The organism is Thalassotalea montiporae (assembly GCF_053485855.1).
On the sequence record NZ_JBQRUO010000011.1, the window covers coordinates 15,952 to 34,649 of the forward strand.

Consider the following 18,698-nt stretch of genomic DNA (forward strand, 5'->3'; position numbering starts at 1 on the left):
ATGCAAATTAACTGCAATTCTTTGATACGGGTTAGACAACAAACACAAAAAAGTTAACGAACATTATGTTTAAGAAAAATAAAATTGCTTACTTACTGCCGTTGGCGCTTATGGCCACGGCATGTATTCAAGAAAAAGCACCAAGCGACAGTGTAGAGCAAACGGCAGCTATCCAGGCATCTGTAACTACCAGTGCAGAAAAGCACAATTTAGCGATTTGGCCAACACTTGATATCGCCGTTAAAAAAGACGCGCAGGTAGAAGCGAAAGTTGAGCACTTGTTAAGCGGTATGACGCTAGCGCAAAAAGTGGCGCAAATGATCCAGCCTGAAATTCGTGATATCACCGTAGAAGATATGCGCAAATACGGCTTTGGCTCTTACCTCAATGGTGGCGGCGCGTTTCCGAATAACAATAAACATGCGACACCACAAGATTGGATCGCATTAGCTGAAAAGCTTTATCAAGCATCAATTGATGATTCACTAGATGGCTCCAGCATACCAACCATGTGGGGAACAGACGCCGTGCATGGCCATAACAATGTGATTGGCGCCACTTTGTTTCCACACAATATTGGTTTAGGGGCAGCAAATAACCCCGCGTTAATTGAAAAAATTGCTGAAATTACCGCCAAAGAAGTGATGGTCACGGGGATTGATTGGGTGTTTGCGCCTACTGTTGCTGTTGTTCGTGATGACCGTTGGGGACGCACTTACGAGGGCTACTCGGAAGATCCAGAAATCGTTCGTGAATACTCAGCTGCGATTGTAAAAGGTCTGCAAGGACATGCTGATGGAGATTTCTTGAGCGATCAACGGGTTATTTCAACCGTTAAACACTTCTTAGGGGATGGTGGTACAGTTGCTGGCGACGACCAAGGCGATAATGTCGCCTCAGAACAAGAGCTGTTTGATATTCACGCACAAGGTTATGTTGGTGGCTTAAGTGCTGGCTCGCAGTCGGTGATGGCATCATTTAATAGTTGGCATGGCAAGAAAAATCATGGCAACAAATACCTGATGACCGACGTGTTGAAAGACAAAATGGGCTTTGATGGTTTTGTTGTTGGCGACTGGAATGGCCATGGTCAAGTTAAAGGCTGTACGAATGAAAGTTGCCCGCAAGCGGTGAATGCTGGCCTAGATATTTTCATGGTGCCAACCGCGGCGTGGAAGCCTTTATATGAAAATACCATCGCGCAGGTTAACAACGGTGAGATTGCAATGGCGCGCATTGATGACGCTGTACGCCGCATCTTACGAGTAAAAATTCGCGCTGGATTATTTGAAAAACCAAGCCCTGCTAATCGTCCGTTTTCAGGTAAAACAGAGCTAATTGGCGCAGCTGAGCACCGAGCCGTTGCCAGACAAGCCGTGCGCGAATCTTTAGTTCTATTAAAAAACAATGAGAATTTATTGCCATTATCGCCAACTGCTAATGTATTGGTTGCTGGCGACGGTGCGGACAATATTGGTAAACAGTCTGGCGGCTGGACAATTACTTGGCAAGGCACAGGCAATAATAACAAGGACTTCCCAGGCGGCAGTTCAACCTACGATGGAATTGCAGAGCAAGTTGCTAAAGCAGGCGGCAAAGCGACCTTAAGTACCGATGGTAGCTTCAGTGAAAAACCTGATGTAGCGATTGTTGTATTCGGTGAAGATCCCTACGCGGAAGGCCATGGCGACCGTGATAATTTAGCTTTTCAGCGTGGCGACAAGCGCGACTTGGCGTTACTTAAAAGCCTTAAAGCGCAAAGTATACCAGTAGTATCGGTATTTATCAGTGGTCGCCCTATGTGGGTTAATCCTGAACTTAATGCATCTGATGCATTTGTTGCCGCTTGGTTACCTGGCTCTGAAGGTAATGGAGTAGCTGATGTTTTATTTACGGATGGACAAGGGAAAGTACAGCATGACTTTGTCGGTAAGCTGTCATTTTCTTGGCCAGCAAGCCCAACGCAAGCCGTTGTAAACCGCGGCGACAAAGACTATGCCCCATTACTGCCATACGGTTTTGGGTTAACCTATGATAAAAATACCAGTGATGAAAATGTACTAGCGAAGTTGTTAGACGAAACGGTAGAGGTTTCAGCGACAGACGCTCAGCAAGAAATTTTCTTCGACGGCAAAATGCATAAGCCTTGGCTGATGTGGCTAAATGCTGGCGATACACGTTTAGAGCCTAATGCGAATACACACGTTTTGGAAGGGTTAGCGTATCGTACCGTCGATAAAAAAGTACAAGAAGATGCCAGGCAGATTACCCTAGATGGCAGTGTTAAAGCCGGTTTATCATTGGTGAGTAAGAGCAATTTCCGAGAAGATCTACGCTCAGCGTTAGAAAACAAATCAGCCCTTCATTTTGCTGTTAGCGTGAATAGCAAACCGCAAGATAAAGTGATTGTGGCTACTCGTTGTCAAAAGGCGGAAAGCCCAACCGATAACTGTGGTGCCGAAATTGATATTACCGATGCACTTAACCAAATTGTTCATCACGGCTGGTCAGCAATTAGTATTGATTTACAGTGTTTTGCTAACAAAGGCACAAGCTTTGGCGACTTAGTTGTACCGTTTGAGATGTACTCACAAGGTGCTGTTGAGTTGCAACTTGCAGAAATCAGCTACCAACCTAATATGGCAGAAAGCGCGACAATATCTTGCCAATAAGCAAGCTGTCAGTAAATACATGCAGTTCTGCGCTAGGTTGACTGTCACTAATTATTGAAACTAATTAGATTAATGTAAAACGCTCATCTAGGTTAGTCACCTAATGAGCGTTTTTTTGTTTGGTTAAGTTATTAATGGCTATAGCTTTATTTACAGTATTAGCGTAAGTTTCATCGCACTATGTAGTTGCTAAAAAACTAATAGTCGTTTAACTAATGTAAATGCGTGAAATATGAAATCGGTTAACAAAGGGAAGTATTGGATGAAAAAGTTTATCTGTTCATTAATCTCGGCAATAAGCTTTAATTGCGTTGCCGTTGAACTCAACAGATTTGATATCGTTGCCGAGAAATATAAACAATCCTCGCTTGATCGTAAAACGATTGAAAATGCGAAAATGCAAGGAGAGTGTTTAGTTCAGATTAAAGATCTTACCTTCAAAAAGAAAGACAAGTTTGACCCTATTTCTGAGTGGGTAAATTATCGCTCAGTATCGTTATTGGAAAAATATTCACCGTGTGAAACGCTGATTATGTTGGAAGTTGCAAATAAGCAAATCCGAGCACAAAAAAGTCAATAACTTATCGAAACTCAATAAAAACATTTGCAGTTAGTCTGCCGTTTCTGGGTTAGCACTGATGTCATTAGTGTTATCGACTAACGTTGAATGCATTAAGTTACCTGGGTAAATCACTAATCGGTTGGCTTGTGTCTGAAAAAGCCTGTCCCGCCATGTGTAGCTTCGTTTAGATCGAGTATGATTATGTAGTTAACAATGTTGCTATTGATACCATTACCCATGCCAATGTAGTGTTGTTTAAATGCAAATTTTTACCATCAAGTTGAATTTCATTTCGCGATAAAAGTATGCCAACAATCAGGCTTTTGTAACTGTTTTCTATTGAAAGGCGGGTTAGTGTGGACTTGGAATAAAGGGCTTGGGAAATTTATTACGCGGGACTACACATTGCGTGATATAGCGTTGCCCCGCTAGTTTAGTTACGTTGATGACAAGCCTAGTTTGTCGATAATTCAACTTCTGAATCAGTAAATCTTAGCTTCTCAATACCGTTTAAGGTGTTAGTACCATCACGGTTATCAACTAGGTCGACTACTGTAACCTCCTTATCAACACTCGTGATTTGATACTCAGAAGATGCTCCTGAGAATATTACCGTATTCACCGCGCTGTTACCTGTAATTGAGTTATTAAGCTGGTTAACAATAACATTGCTTGGATTTTCGCCAGTCAGCGTAATATCTTTTAAGTACTGGGCGTGGTGTGTATAGGGCAGGCCTGCGTTAAATCTTAAACTGAAATCACCTTTAAAGCTTTCGTCGATCCGTGCGTTATATGCCAAGTAAGGTAAGAAAAAGCTATTGTCGAGTAAAGCGGCCCCTTGTGGATCTTCAGTAGTTATATCCGCGCGATGTTTGGGTTGATAAATTTCATACATACCGGTATCCGGAAACTCGGTGTTTGCTCCCCACAAGCCGTAATATACATCGATAAGTGCGGCTAAATATTCCTGTGATAAGCTATTTTCGTCGCTAAGCTCATCGAGCCAACTGGTTCGGTTAGCTCCCCAAATCCCTGAGTTTAGGGCATTAATTTGCGCAGCTCGAATATCTGCCTGAAAATCAGGTAATGCGCCATAAAATTCAGACTCTTGATCGACCCCTATGCCAAAGTCATGTACAAGGTGAAGGATTTCTTCAAATGAGGCATCGCGGTGTTGATAGTCTTGTTGGATGTACCACAGGCCGCCCTCTACTTGCATTTCACCGTAATAAAGTGGCTGCCCATCAAGCTCTGCGGCCTTGTTGCTGCCATCATCAACGCCATTAAGTAGCATGAGAACCGCGCCGTTATCTGACATTTTGTTAGCTACAGCGGATTTATCTTCGCCATACTTTGAACCAGGGTAAGGGGCAAGATAGCCTTCTAAGATATTTCGAGCACGTACCATTTGATTGTCGGTAATTTGATTTTGCGCCACGATATGAATAGCTTTGCCATTAGGGGTGGCGACCTTAGTGTAACGATCAAAATTTAGCGACTTCGAGTAAGTTTTGCTTAATGAACTAGGAATGGCTTCAATTCCCAGCGCCTTTGTGGCATCTGATAAGTTGTTGGCTGTGTTACCCGACCCCTGTGTATTGGGTGAAGACGTCGTGTTTGTCGACGAATCTGAGCCACAGCCAACTAATAACGTAGCTGCTGAAAGCAAAGCTAGAGAAGAAAGGTGTAAAAATTTCACTGCTATTTTACCCGCTTGAATTTAACAGAAAGGATGTGCAGCTATGTTAACCAAGGTAAGGCTGCTGTTGGGTAAGAGTGTGTAAGCGCTATGTAAGCGTTTGTAAGCGACATCGAACTTTTCAAGAATTTAAGTACAATGTAGGGCTTTGTTTAACTTGCCCGATTATTCACCGGGCTTTTACAGGGGCTTTTCTTAATGAATTTGCCTATAAGGTATGGTTGTTATGCACATTTTAATTATTGAAGACGATGCAGAAATTGCCCGCCTGACACAGCTTTTTCTAAAAAGTGAAGGCTACGATACTAGCCTCGTGAGTGACGGTAAAGACGCATTGGCAACCATCCAAAACCTTCAGCCCGATCTGGTCTTGCTTGATTTAATGTTGCCTACTGTGGATGGTTTTGAAATTTGCCAACAAGCTCGAACATTTTATGCTGGCCCTATTTTGGTGATGACTGCCCGCGAAGACGATATGAGTGAAGTGAGTTTGCTCAAGCTCGGCGCAGATGACTACTTACGTAAACCAGTTAAACCTCATATTATGCTGGCTCGCATTGAAGCGCTGTTGAGGCGAGCAAAATCGCAACAGGGTGCTATGTCAGTTGCGTTGGCTAGCCAATTAGTCATCCATCACCATAATCATACGGTTACACTTGGCGGGGCACGAGTCGATTTAACTTCTGCGGAATTTGACTTGTTGGCATTGCTTGCTAGTCACAAAGGAGAAACGGTTTCGAGAGCTGCATGTATTCAAGCGCTGCGCGGCATCAACTATGAGGTTTCAGATCGTTCAGTAGACATGCGTATTTCGGGATTGCGCAAGAAACTGGGCGACGAAGTGGCCCCTTATCAAATGATCAAAACAATCCGTAACAAAGGTTATATGCTAGTTAATGAATAAGCTGTTTTCTTCTTTTTTTGCTAGGTTATATGGCTATATCGTTATTGCTATGCTTGCAAGCATGTTACTGACGTTTGCTGTACTGGATAACTGGAATGAGCATAACAACACCGAGGATTTTGTTGACGATACACTATTTGTAGTGGCAGTTTTAGAGCGACAAAGGCATGAAAAGGCACAAACCGCTCAGGTGTTTTACCCTCTGCTTGATAGCCTTCTTTACCCCTTTGAAGTTAATTGGATTAACAATACCTCTATCGAAAGTGAGTGCGCAGACTGTGAGTTTATTGGCAGCTACAAAAATGTTGATGTTTATGAACGTTTAGATGGCTTATTAGTCGCTGTGCATCGCCTAACACAAGCAATGCCAGGCGTCCTGTTGTTACGAGATAAACAAACCTTACTGCCTGAACATCGTGATGAAAACCTCTTTTATGCATTTGATCTAGAGGCATATGCGGTTGAGGTTGTTTGCGTTTTTATTATTTTAGCATCGGGTGCTGCTTTGTATTTGCCATTAAGGCAATTGCAACAAAACATAATTCATTTAGATGATGTCAGTGAGAAAATAGGGGCAGGTGACTTTTCTGTGAGGGCTAACAAAGACTTACCTGTGCCACTAAACAAGCTTGCAGATCGTTTTAATACCATGGCAAAAGAGTTGAGTAGCAAATTCAATGAGAGCCAAATTTTTGCGCAAGCGGTACCTCACGAACTTCGTACACCGTTAAGTCGAATACAGCTTGCAGCAGGTATCTTAAGGCAACACATGCCAACTGAAGAACAACTCACATTGATTGACAACATCGATCAATATATCGATGACATCGACGGTCTTTGTACGCAAATTATTGCCTTCTCAAAACTCAATTTACAGTCTGAACAATCCTCGAAAAAACAGGTTACCTTAGTCAAATTTATTAATACTCGTGTTCAACAACTCGCATTAGATCCCGATATTGAAATCCGTGTTTATTGCGCAACTAGCATTGAGTTGTTTGTTAATGAAGTCAATTTGCGATTGGTGCTAGACAATCTTCTTAAAAATGCGGTTTTATATGCTCACCAACAGGTGACGGTGAGGATTGAGAGCAATGAAGCACAGGTTGTGTTGTATATCGAGGATGACGGCGATGGTATACCTGAACAAGACAGAGCAAATATTTTTATCCCTTTTGCCCGTCTTGATAAAAGTCGCAATCGGAATACTGGTGGGTTAGGGTTAGGGCTTGCAATAACCAGTGCAGCCACCAAAGCAATGCAAGGTTCAATAAAGGTCACCGACGCCGATCCTCACGGCGCGAAATTTATGGTAGCGATACCGATATAATTGATTCAACTCAGTCATAAAGTTGCTGGGCTTATACCAATTTAGTTCCGCTGATGCAGGCTCAAATTGATATCAATATCGTGAGTATGGTTATTGAAATTCGATAAAAATATTCGCGGTTAATCGGCCTGCTTTTGGGTTAGCACTAATGTCATTAGTGTTATCAACTAAGGTGGAATGCAGTAGGTTACCCGGATAAATCACTAGCCGATTGGCTTGGTAGGCAATGCTATCAATTAGTTCATACTGCTGATTTGTGCCCGTTTGATAAACTTGATGATAGCTATTCTGATCATTCTGGCCATCAAATTCTGTTTGCACTGACGTTAAATAACTATCGACTTTACTATCAATTATTCGCTCGTAATTGGTTGCTCTGTGTCTAAAAAATCCCGTTCCGCCGTGTGTTGCTTCATTTAGATAGAGTAAGGCAGCAAAGTAGTAGGGGCGTGAGGTGTCAAAATGCGGAATTGTTTGCATGGCAGAGAGTTGTTCCGGCTTTTTGGTAATGAGCGAAAAGTAGCTAGGGTGTGCGACAGCCTTGTGACTATCGGGTACCTTTAGCACTTTGTAAAAGCCGGATAACACAGGTTGAACAAGCCCAATGACAGTTTCAGTGGCTATCGGGCTTCGAATACCAGGGTAAAAACTTTGTTTATCCTCACCATAGTCTTGTTTGCTAGCCTGCTGCCTAAGTTCATTGATATTCGCTAAGTAATCATCAATGATTAAAACAGGTGTTTTTTCGAAGCCAATAGGCTTAACCCCAACGGTAAAGTTAGGGCTTATGTTAAGTTCAGTTGCGGCTTCAATGGCTGGCAAGCTTACGTTACCTTGCTTCGACTAAGCTTAACTTGCTTTGGCCGAGCTTACCTTGCTTCGACTTACTTTACTGCGGCAATAGTGATTAATAAAATCAATATGCGAAGGCCAGCTGGCAACTTTTTTACTGGTGTTCTGTTTGATTCGGTTAAGAAAGTTGGCAAGCTCCTGCTCAGACATTTGATCAACAATCGGGTGGTACTGATCTGGCAGTAACCCCTGTCCCATCATTACCTGTACCCAACTGGCTTCACCAAACAATTCTTCGGCTTTTTTAAATACTCGCCCTGATTCTTTAAACAGCGCCATGCGATGCTTTAGGCTATCTGGAATTGGCATGTTGGCACAATGTCGCCAAAACGGTGTGTCACTGCGCTCAGTTTGATAGTAGTGCAAGACAATAAAGTCGCGAATATTGTCCATTTCTTCTTGGGTTTGCTTGTTAAACTCAGCCACAATGGCGTCATCAATACCGGTATGTGGAAATAGTTGTAATAAGCGAACAATTGCCTTTTGGAACAGGTGAATACCTGTTGATTCAAGTGGCTCAACAAAACCGCCTGACAAACCAACCGCGATACAGTTTTTATTCCAATGTTTACGACGTGTACCTGTTGTGTACTTAATAACACGGGGATCGTTTAACGTTTTACCTTCTATATTACTGAGTAACGTATCAATAGCTTGCTCGTCACTGATGTATTTGTCACAAAATACTAATCCATTGCCTGTGCGGTTTTGCAGAGGAATTCGCCATTGCCAGCCCGCATCGCGGGCGATAGAGCGAGTATAAGGGACAGGTGAACCAACCGTTTCTGTTTGCACTGCAATGGCACTGTTACAAGGTAAATAGTGGCTCCAGTCATCAAAGCCTGTGTGCAGGGCTTGCTCAATTAACAAGCCTCTAAAGCCAGTACAATCAATAAATAAATCGCCACTGACTTGCTGGCCATTATCTAAGGTGAGTGCTGTGATAAAGCCGGTATGGTTATCTTGATGAACTTGGCTAATTTTACCTTCTACTCGCTCACAGCCGTGTTTAAAAGCAATTCCTTGTAGGAATTTTGCGTAAAGTCCTGCGTCTAGATGGTACGCATGATTGAGGTCTTGATTGGCCATCACAGCAAATCGACCTTCTCGACTAGCGAGGTGCTCTGGACAATAATCGCCAATTTCAGAAACCAGTCCTAAATCTAAGCCCTTGCGCCAAAAATGATGAAAGCCACAGGCCCAGCAGTCTTGCCCTAGGTAGCCAAAGGAGTGAATATAGTCTTGGTTTAGATCTTTCCAATTCTCAAAAGAAATTCCTAACTTAAAGGTGGCATTAGTCGCCGACATAAACTCAGCTTCATTAATCCCTAGCAGTTGATGAAGAATATGCAGTGTTGGAATCGTTGCTTCACCAACGCCGATAGTAGGAATTTGGTCGGACTCAACGAGTGTCACGTTAACCGCTTTGCCAAGCAGTTTACTTATCGCTGCAGCTGCCATCCAACCAGCGGTGCCACCGCCTGCAATCACGACTTTTTTTACCGGCATACTTACCTGCATATGAGCGGGCTTAGCTGTTTGCTTATTCATCGTTTAAGTTTCTCTAATAGTTCTGCGCGAATACGGCGAGCCGTTAGCTCATCCATTGGCGTTGCTAACATGCCTTTTGCGTGATCAGGTAAATACGCAAAATCAGCATCGTCGTGTTCAAAAATATAGTGATTAAATATGGCTTGCCATGCTTTACGTTGAGCTTTCGGTAGGTTACGCAAGCTAAGCATCGCGGTTAACAAGGCGTTATTGGGGCGACCCATATATGCAGGCGTATCGCGCCACCAATGGGTGAGTAGCACACTAAAACTGCTGAGCGCTTCAACATGGTGCCACCACATGCTTGGAATAAAAACCGCATCGCCGGCTTCAAGTTCTGCCACTTGTGCATGTTCGAGTGCTACTTTGAAGTTGGGAAACTGTTCAAAATCAGGGTTTGCAAAATCCACCATGGAAACATCTTGACCACCGGGGGCAAACTCCATAGGCCCAGGGTAAAGGTTAACGACTTGCTCTGGTGGAAACAGGGTGAAGCGACGCTTACCCACCATGGCACAGGCGATATTGTGTGGAAAGTCGTAATGAGCGGCAACTCGGCTCTTATTGCCAATCCACAAGCTGGTTAATGGTGAAAATGCATCAAGTGCCGATGCATGTGCTGTTTTAAAGCCAGGGAAATAGCTTTCAACCTCAGTTGAACCAACATACATGCCAGCAGGCTTTTCTTCCTGCGACGATAGTAAATAAGCGAGTACCTGTTGCAATGGAACGCGCGATGGCTGAAAGTTAAAACCATCGATGCGTTCGTTGTAAAATACTCGACCATTTTCTTCTGCCGGCAAGTGACAAGCATTAACCGGACGACCGTTGTAAAAAGACAGCAAGCATTCCGCTGCCTTTTGCTCAGAATCTGCCCCAGCTTGAACAAGTGGCCAGCTTTCACCAAAGTTTTTTAGGACAACAGGCTGTTCTTCGGCATATATCCAATCGGGAATGTTGTCAGCTCGTATATCATTAACTTGCTTAATGTTGTCTTGCTCCATGTGGTCTATGCTTATACTCACTTGCTTGTGGTTAGCTTGGCCAGTGTTAGTCATTAATTCGATTCAACTCAATTCAGCTCAATTCAATCCAACTGTTGTTACAGGTGTAAATAAACGCTTTAAAGGCTAAATTGTTAACCTGAAACTTGTGCGTTTTTCTTCGCTAACAGGTGATGAATATTGCCTTGTGAGGCGAGCATCATATAAATTGCTTGTAAATAACCTTTATTTTTAAGCTCAAGTACTTGCTCGTCCGTTAATGTATCCAAGATTTCTTCATTGATAGTATAAAAGCCAATCATTTGATACTTTTTGCCGTCTTTTAGCTGAATATCAAAGGTGCACGACTCGATGAGATCAAGGGCAGCTAAGGCTTTGCAAAATGCTTCGCCATCACTCATGCCCAAATGCATGGCTTCCATCATGCTTGCGGTTTGATCAAGAAATTCCGTGTTACCACCAAACTCTAAAAACAGTGGCTCACCTTGTTCTTTATTTACGCGCGGGTGTTCCATATCAATACACAGCATGCGATCTTGTATTTCTTTACCATCAACCATTCGGGTTTGATTGGCAATAAGGAATGGTTGGCGCTTAACGGAGACCGGAATATAGGCTGCGTGCCAACCAGCGTCATCGAGAAATAAATTTTCTCCTTCTTGGAAACCAAATAGCGCAACGGATAAAAATTGGCCAGTTTTCGGGTCTTTGTGCAGAAGAATAGGGTAGTGGGTTTGTACGCTACGAAATTCTCTAGGAAACGTTAGTGCATACCAAAGGTCATCGCCTAACTCAGCAGAACGTTTATTGATGATTTTGATATCTTTGTGGTCAATGTTATTCACTAGCGCATGCTGTGCCATATATCTCACCCTAATAATTGTTTTTAGACTTTACTTAATCCGTACTGCTTTATTTTATTAATCAGCTCGCGATTGCTTGGCAATGCGTGCATTAGTTTTGCTGTACGTTGTTTATTCTCATTAAAGATTTGTTGCGCATTAGCTGCAACATTTGCTCTTTTTTCTCTCGCAGGTAGCTGAGTCTCAAACCCCATGCCATACAAAATATATTGGAAGCTGGCAGCAGGGAATAACTCTTCAGTTTGATGCGTGTCATACTGATAAGGTGTTTGATATCGCCACAAACTGAGTAGCTCTTGCAGTTCTTCTGGAATCGTCTGCGCTCTGCGATTTGCTTGCCAATAATCACTTTCCCGTTTGGAAAGCACGTAATGTAATTTTAAAAACTCAATAATACGTTGCCAGCGATGGCTAAATTTGCGATTGAAGCGAGCAGCGGTAATCGCCATTACGTCACTGTTAGCAGGCAGTTGCTCTGCAACAAAGTTGGCTGATAACTCAATAAGTGCAATTGCTGAAGCTTCAAGCGGCTCAATAAAGCCCGCAGATAGGCCAATAGCAACACAGTTCTTATGCCAAAATTTCTCTCTGTAACCAGGATTAATCACCAATTTACGAACGTTAATATCGTCTTCTTTAATATCGCTTGTGCGGCTAATATAGCGACGTAAATCAATTTCAGCTTGCTCGTCACTAGTAAAATTGCTGGCGTAAACATGACCGACACCGCGTCGAGATTGCAAACCAATGTCCCAAATCCAGCCATTGTTTTGTGCGCTTGATATAGTATGTGAAGCAATGGGCGCATCGGCTTGCGAATAGGGTACTTGTGCGGCTAACGCGCGATCATTAAACAAAATATGGTCTTGAGGTTTTAGCGAAATACCATAGTGTTTGTCGATCAAAAGACCCGTAAAACCGGTGCAATCTATAAATAGATCACCTTCAATATCGCCGTATAGAGCGGTAGCTATGGATGCAATCGCACCATCATCACGCGTATTTACCGCGGTCACATTATCTTTAATATGTTTAACGGCTAGCTTTTGTGTGCAGTGTTTTGTGAGGAAGTTGCTAAACTTTCCAGCATCTAAGTGATAGCCATAGTTTTGCAAAAAAGAGTATTCAGGCGTGGCGATTTGTTTAGGGGCTTTGCCTTGCTCGCATAAATGGCTTTGACTAGAGGTGGCGTTTGCAAAGTTGATTTGTTCTCGATATTGCAACCATTGTTCAGCAATGTTTGCCTCAAAAAAGCCAGAGGGAATGGTGAAAGGGTGGTAGTAGCTGTCGCCACCGTTTTCTTCTTCATAAAGCCAGTTGTTAAATTTTGATGCTTGTTTAAAGCTCGCATCACAATGAAGAATAAACTCGGCTTCGCTAATGCCTAGCTTTTTAAGCGTTCCGCGCATTGACGGCCAAGTCCCTTCACCAACGCCAATGGTGGCGACATCAGGAGACTCAACCAAAGTGACGTTTATCGCGTTATCACCTTGTGTTTGATAGTGTGCCGCGATAATGCCAGCGGATAACCACCCAGCGGTACCACCACCTACGACAACAATTTGCGTTACGTCTTTTGTCATTCTTGCTACCAAAAATACTTAACAAAATATTTGTTTGTAATTTTACCTGTTGCTTTGCATGCGCTTAATTTGTCTTAGCTTATGCTTTTTAACTTAGCTGTTACATGCTCAAAACTAAAGTGTTTTGGCAAAGTACCTGTTAAGTGTGAGCATACTCCTTGCTGCAAGCGCTTCAGTTAATAAGTACAGTCAATCACTACGTTTACTTATTACTTAGTTAAGTATTTTCTTTGTTTTTCCTATATGGCTTAAAATTAAGCCTTTAATATAAATAAAGCAGAAAAAGTAAAGCCGCGTGAACAGGAGAGAGCATTCACACGGCTTACAACTTACAGTTTATTCATTCGTCATCAACATTAGAAGTTGTAACGAACACCTAAGCTATAACGCGCACCTTGTTGGGTTACGTTAAGTACTTGGTGAGAGTTGCGACCATGTTTACGGCGATATTCGTCCGTAATGTTAATACCTTCGAAGAATACCGATAACCCTTCAACCCATGGGGTGTCGTAGCTAATGTTAAAATCTAACTGGTCATAAGCTTCAACAAAAGTTGGATTAGAACCCGTATCGTCGCCTACTTTTTCTAGGTAATCATCACGCCAGTTGTACGCAAGGCGAGCTGAAACACCATAATTCTCATAGAAGAGCACTAAGTTTGCTGTATCAGAAATACCATTTTGTACATCATCGTTAGTGTCGCCTAAGATATCAGTATTGTCGTAAGGTGCGCCGGTAATAACTTGTGTGTTGTAATCGTCACCAGCGTCAACCATAGTGTAGTTGGCGAAGAAACCGAAACCCGAATCGCCGAATACATGTTGAATAGCGAACTCGAAACCGTCGAACGTATTTTCGATATCGTCGTTTACTGGCACATCAATTAAGAATTCAACTAAGTTATCTTCGTCAACACCTTCGATAATCAGCTTACCGTCTTGAATGTAAACTTCTGGACGATCGCCAAAGTTATCTAAAATCCATTGACGTTGCTGGCCTGCATCACCACCCACTGCTGCTACTGCAGCATCGTATTTCGGGCCGTCAATTGGGTTGCGGATGTTAAATAGGGTATCGCGGATTTGGCCGTTGGTAACCCAGTTTTCTACATCCTTCTTAAACCAACCGATAGCGGCATAGCTTGAATCGCTGTAGTACCATTCAAATGATAGGTCAAAGTTAGTTGACTCTAACGGCTCTAAATTCGGGTTACCTGAAGAACCAGAGCCACCACCACGATTGTACTGTGTGCCAACCGTTGTACCGCCTTGTAATTGGTCGTATGCTGCGCGGCCAATGGTTTCGCTGTATGCTGCACGAACAATAATGTCGTCAGTCACTTCTAAATTGAAGTTGATATTCGGTAGAGTATGGTCGTAGTCACCTGACTTACTCAGTGACTCACGCTCGCCGTTACCTGTCAGTACGATTTCGGTGTCACCTTCCCAACGCGCTCCGTTGTAAATTGGTACCACAGAGGTTGAGTCAATTTCCGTTTCTTCATAACGAACACCGATGTGCACGTCATAAGGCATATCGCCTATTTCACCTTCATAGTTCCATTGAATGTAGTAAGAGGTGACTTCTTCTTCAACGAAGCGATCAGTATCAGCTGCGTAGTCAGTCGATGCACAGAATTGGTTACCACAATCACCGACGATACCGGTTAATTCTGCTGGGGTATAGTTTGCTGCAGCAAATGAGCGCAGTGCTTCAAAATCCCAGTTGATAATACTATCAACAATTTCAAAACCGTCTGGCCCGTCAGGGTGATCTTCAAAATTACCACCGCTAACATCGTCAAACTTGTCTTGTACGCCACTAATTTCACCAGCGATATTGGTTAAATCACCTGCTGCACCGACACCGCCCCAATCGTTACGTTGTACTTGCACAGCACGGTTGTGTTTTTCCGCTTTAATCAAGCTAACACCAAAGTCGATGCTACCGTACTCGTCTAGCTCGTATGTACCTCTCAGTTGAGTTTGGTCGATTTCAGCGCGGTTATCTTCATTTCTAAAGAAAGAACCCGTCACTAGCATGTCGGCTTTGCTGACACCACTAGAGCCGCGAACCGCTAAAATAGGCAAGTCACCTGTAAAGTCAGTGGCGGCTGCGCGGCGCACAAAGCCCGCCGTTGACAGCGAATTTGAGCTACCGTAAGGGCTATTTGGTGTCTCTTCTGCTTCTGACGAGTGGTGATCAAACTCAAGGTTTAAGTTGTCATTCACCTGCCATTGTAAATTTAGCGCGATTGAATTTGATTCAGCTTTAGTTGATGAGTTTGAAACCGCCATTGATAAATCTTGGTTACCAATGCCATTTGCCTCGTAATCTTCGCTGTAAAATAGTGGGGCAGCGACTGGGCCATCAGTCCACACATTTTCAGATGGTGCAAACGTGTACCATGCAGAAATATCGTTAAACTGGACATCAATTTCATTACTCATGTGAGTAACGTCTAATGTTGCGGTGAAATTTTCGGTTGGCGCATATTGCAGCACTAGCTGACCATTAATGCGTTCACGTTGTTGTTCTTCAAAACGGTAGATGGTTGTTTGAGGAACTGAATAGATATCATCCGAACTAGGATCTGGTCGGTTAACTTGGTTTTCGTAAGGCACGCCGCCCCAGTCTGCATTACCGCCACTCCAGTCTTGGTTAACGCGAGCAGGAAAGGTACGCCAACCGGTGCCGACTTCAGCGCGTTGATTACCACTTTCACGCTCAGAGTAGCTACCTGCGATAGAGATACCAAAAGTATCATCAGCGAAGGTTTCAGAGTACATACCTGATAATTCTGGCGTAATATCACCATCTTCAGCCGAAGTATCATCTAATAATTTTCCGCTAATTGTCGCGGTGCGGCCAGGGCTGTTTAGTGGGCGATGGGTTTGGATGTTAATCGTGGCACCAATACCACCAGTTGCAATCGTTGCATCACTTGTTTTGTATACTTCAGCGCCCGAAATCATTTCTGAGGCGATATTGGCAAAGTCAAATGAACGGTCACCCGTTGATGTTGGCATTTGGCGGCCGTTAAGTAACACTAAGTTACGATCTGGACCAAAACCACGAACAGAGACACGGCTACCCTCACCATTGTCACGGTCAATGGCCACACCAGAAATACGTTGTAGTGATTCCGCTAAGTTTGAATCAGGAAACTTACCAATATCTTCCGCATTAATTGCTTCTACAACGCCTTTACTACTGCGTTTGATATCCATCGCTTTGACTAGCGAACTTCGGATACCACGTACCTCAATAACCTCAACATTTTCGGCATTTTGACTTTCAGCAGCTTGGGCGGGAGTGACGATAGAAGCACCTAAAATCAAAGATAGGCTGGTCGCCAACTTTGACTTATTGAACTTTTTGTTTGCCATTCGAATCCCCTCGATTTCTATTTTTTATCATCATTATTATACGTTAATGATTTGTTGTAAGCGCTTACATGTTGTTTTAAAAAAAATCACAAGCCATAAAGATTTGTGAAAACTGAAAGCGCTTACATTAATTTAGTTCATAATATAACTTTGATCAACTTGAAATCAAAAAAGTTGTTTAAGCTCTGACCAGCGAGGGTGCGCTTGATGAATTTATACTCGTTAAGTCAATAATACTCATTAAGATACATGAGCTTATCAAGCCTGACGTAAATGCTAGGTAGTATTCGTTTGCGGCTAACTGAATAGTTAATTTTACTTTCTAGGGCTATGAAACTAAGAAGCAAAGAATTGAAACAATTCATCGCTTGAATGCAATTGAATATTTGTATTAGTGCAATATTAAAGGACGAAGAAATGAACGCCATGTGGCTTGTTAATAGAATCATTACATCATGTTTTGTTGGCGGTATTGCCATGGCTACCACGGTATTCAGTGAAGTGATATACGCCAATAATTCGATACACGTTAAAAGATCTGTGCAAGCTATCGAAATTGACGGCATTGCTAATGAAACTGCTTGGCTAGAAGCAAGTTGGTTGCCGATTGATAAACAGATAATAGGTAGCTACCCAACACCTGATGATTTTTCTGCAAGTTATAAATTACTGTGGGATGAAGACTACTTATATGTGTTGGTAAAGCTATTCGACAACGTATTGTATGATGCACATCCCGATCCATTGATTCGTTATTGGGATGATGACTGTTTAGAGGTATTTATCGATGAAGACAACTCTAAAGGGGAGCATCTGGCTAATTTTAATGCGTTTGCCTACCACATTGCGCTCGACAATCAGGTCGTTGATATTGCCCCTTCGATAGAAGCGATTGGCAAACATAATAAATTAGTGAATCAACTAAATAGACAAGGTGAACCTAAACTGTTTAACCATCACATTGACAGTCAATGGCAGCGAAGCCTTGATGCAGGCAACCCGATTTATTGGGAACTGGCGGTTAAGCTTTACAATGATCGCTATGTTTATCAGGAATCTAATGCTGAACGTTATCGCGTGAGCAATGTAGAAGGTAAAAAAATCGGTTTTATGTTGGCCTATTGCGACAATGATGGCAGCGAGTACAGAGAGCACTTTATTGGTTCAACTGACATCTCCCCCGTAAATGGTGATAAAAATCTTGGTTATAAAACAGCAGATGTTTTTGATACCTTGATCTTAGTCGGCGACGATCATTTCAATAATACTAAGTCTGTTGATAGCAATTCTGAGAATCAAAATTGATGCAAAATGCTGATTGGCGGTTTGATTGCCATTTGTTAGTCATTTGTGAGAGCCGAATGTAAGCGCCATTTAATAAACTTTCGCACAATAGTTGAAGAGCTCATCAGTTAAATGAAAGTTAAAGAAAAGCCATCGCTAGTAAAATGCTAGCGATGGCTTTTCAAATTTAAACAAAGGGTCAGGTGCTTTTAATAACACATTTCCTGATAGATGCTTTAGTTTTGTCGGCTGCTGCTAAGCGTAAGTCAAAGTAGCCTTTAATCAAGAATCGCTGCAACTTGTTGATGCCAGCGATTCAAGTTTTCACATTCTGTCGGAATGCTTGCTTTTACCCAACTCGCAAATTGACAAATAGCGTATGCATCGATATCTGCTTGACTAAAACCACTTGCGGCAACAAATTCGCGTTCACTTAGGTGTTTATCAAGCATATTCCAGAATAGTCCAATACGGGTTTGGCCACGCTCAACTAATGCTGGTAATTGTTTTATTGGCGTTAAGCCGGGAAGGGCGCGATCAGCAAAAAATTCACTGCCATTACGCAACACCTCTGCAACTGCACTAAACCCCTCAACGTAAAGCTTGTGGCACCAGCCGATGACTTGCGCGTATTCTTCATCATTTTGCCCAAACAAAGGTTTTTCTGGGTGCTTGCGCTCTAGGTAAGCACAAATCGCGATGCTGTCAGTGAGCAGCGTGTTATCGTCTAACAATAGAGCTGGTACGGTGGCATTGGGGTTTACCGCGACATAATCGGCGTTAAACTGTTGTTTTTCTTTTAAATCGATAATTTCAGTTTCAATTTCTAGCCCTTTGTATTTTAAAAAATAGCTAACGCGCAAAGGGTTTGGTGCGGGCGGAAAGGTAAAGAGCTTCATATTTGGATCCTTGTTATTCTTTTGTCGTTAAAATTATGTGCTAAGTAAACCTTGTCATGGCTAGTGCTAAGATAGCCCCGCAAGCCAATAGATGCAATCTAGACTA

General features: G+C 42.7%; 13 protein-coding genes and 1 pseudogene. 5 read left to right on the plus strand and 9 right to left on the minus strand.

Annotated elements, in window-relative coordinates; translation table 11 throughout:
• Positions 1 to 65 precede the first annotated feature (65 nt).
• Both ACSLUR_RS18515 and ACSLUR_RS18520 read left to right on the plus strand, forming a co-directional pair.
• Positions 66 to 2,672, plus strand: a complete 2,607-nt coding sequence (locus tag ACSLUR_RS18515) for a glycoside hydrolase family 3 protein (RefSeq protein WP_448556777.1) — start codon at positions 66 to 68, stop codon at positions 2,670 to 2,672.
• A gap of 262 nt (positions 2,673 to 2,934) precedes the next feature.
• On the plus strand, positions 2,935 to 3,252 hold the full coding sequence (locus tag ACSLUR_RS18520) for a hypothetical protein (protein WP_448556779.1): 318 nt from the start codon (positions 2,935 to 2,937) through the stop codon (positions 3,250 to 3,252).
• Between the two features lies 1 nt (position 3,253).
• On the opposite strand, the pseudogene ACSLUR_RS18525 reads toward ACSLUR_RS18520, so the two are convergent.
• Together ACSLUR_RS18525 and ACSLUR_RS18530 are read right to left on the minus strand one after the other, a co-directional pair.
• A pseudogene (locus tag ACSLUR_RS18525) lies at positions 3,254 to 3,375 on the minus strand (DUF6445 family protein); the annotation flags it as partial.
• Between the two features lie 313 nt (positions 3,376 to 3,688).
• On the minus strand, positions 3,689 to 4,933 hold the full coding sequence (locus ACSLUR_RS18530) for a hypothetical protein (RefSeq protein WP_448556781.1): 1,245 nt from the start codon (positions 4,931 to 4,933) through the stop codon (positions 3,689 to 3,691).
• 226 nt (positions 4,934 to 5,159) lie between these two features.
• Here ACSLUR_RS18530 and ACSLUR_RS18535 point away from each other — a divergent pair, with 226 nt between their 5' ends.
• On the plus strand, positions 5,160 to 5,837 hold the full coding sequence (locus tag ACSLUR_RS18535; RefSeq protein WP_448556783.1) for a response regulator transcription factor: 678 nt from the start codon (positions 5,160 to 5,162) through the stop codon (positions 5,835 to 5,837).
• Complete coding sequence (locus ACSLUR_RS18540; RefSeq protein ID WP_448556784.1) at positions 5,830 to 7,167, plus strand: ATP-binding protein; 1,338 nt, start codon at positions 5,830 to 5,832, stop codon at positions 7,165 to 7,167. The genes ACSLUR_RS18535 and ACSLUR_RS18540 overlap by 8 nt, the downstream gene beginning before the upstream one ends.
• Before the next feature lie 90 nt (positions 7,168 to 7,257).
• Here ACSLUR_RS18540 and ACSLUR_RS18545 read toward each other — a convergent pair whose 3' ends face one another.
• The 6 genes from ACSLUR_RS18545 to ACSLUR_RS18570 all read right to left on the minus strand — a co-directional run bounded on the left by ACSLUR_RS18545 (position 7,258) and on the right by ACSLUR_RS18570 (position 16,409).
• Positions 7,258 to 7,989: a DUF6445 family protein gene (locus ACSLUR_RS18545; RefSeq protein ID WP_448556786.1), complete on the minus strand. Its 732-nt coding sequence runs from the start codon at positions 7,987 to 7,989 to the stop codon at positions 7,258 to 7,260.
• A 27-nt stretch (positions 7,990 to 8,016) separates the two neighbouring features.
• Positions 8,017 to 9,570, minus strand: a complete 1,554-nt coding sequence (locus ACSLUR_RS18550) for a tryptophan halogenase family protein (RefSeq protein WP_448556787.1) — start codon at positions 9,568 to 9,570, stop codon at positions 8,017 to 8,019.
• Positions 9,567 to 10,628 (minus strand): cupin-like domain-containing protein, encoded by a 1,062-nt coding sequence (locus ACSLUR_RS18555; RefSeq protein ID WP_448556789.1) that lies wholly within the window; start codon positions 10,626 to 10,628, stop codon positions 9,567 to 9,569. The genes ACSLUR_RS18550 and ACSLUR_RS18555 overlap by 4 nt, the downstream gene beginning before the upstream one ends.
• Positions 10,629 to 10,708: 80 nt before the next feature.
• Positions 10,709 to 11,437, minus strand: coding sequence for a SapC family protein (locus tag ACSLUR_RS18560; protein ID WP_448556791.1), 729 nt, complete (start codon positions 11,435 to 11,437; stop codon positions 10,709 to 10,711).
• A 23-nt stretch (positions 11,438 to 11,460) separates the two neighbouring features.
• The gene (locus tag ACSLUR_RS18565; RefSeq protein WP_448556793.1) at positions 11,461 to 13,020 is read right to left on the minus strand and encodes a tryptophan halogenase family protein; all 1,560 of its coding nucleotides are present in this window, start codon (positions 13,018 to 13,020) and stop codon (positions 11,461 to 11,463) included.
• A 356-nt stretch (positions 13,021 to 13,376) separates the two neighbouring features.
• Positions 13,377 to 16,409 carry a TonB-dependent receptor gene (locus ACSLUR_RS18570; protein ID WP_448556795.1) on the minus strand — a complete coding sequence of 1,011 codons (3,033 nt, stop codon included), beginning with the start codon at positions 16,407 to 16,409 and terminating at the stop codon, positions 13,377 to 13,379.
• Positions 16,410 to 16,826: 417 nt separating this feature from the next.
• Between ACSLUR_RS18570 and ACSLUR_RS18575 the strand changes: the two genes are divergently transcribed.
• Positions 16,827 to 17,714, plus strand: a complete 888-nt coding sequence (locus tag ACSLUR_RS18575) for a sugar-binding protein (protein WP_448556797.1) — start codon at positions 16,827 to 16,829, stop codon at positions 17,712 to 17,714.
• Positions 17,715 to 17,971: 257 nt separating this feature from the next.
• Here ACSLUR_RS18575 and ACSLUR_RS18580 read toward each other — a convergent pair whose 3' ends face one another.
• Complete coding sequence (locus ACSLUR_RS18580; RefSeq protein ID WP_448556799.1) at positions 17,972 to 18,592, minus strand: glutathione S-transferase family protein; 621 nt, start codon at positions 18,590 to 18,592, stop codon at positions 17,972 to 17,974.
• Between the last annotated feature and the right edge of the window lie 106 nt (positions 18,593 to 18,698).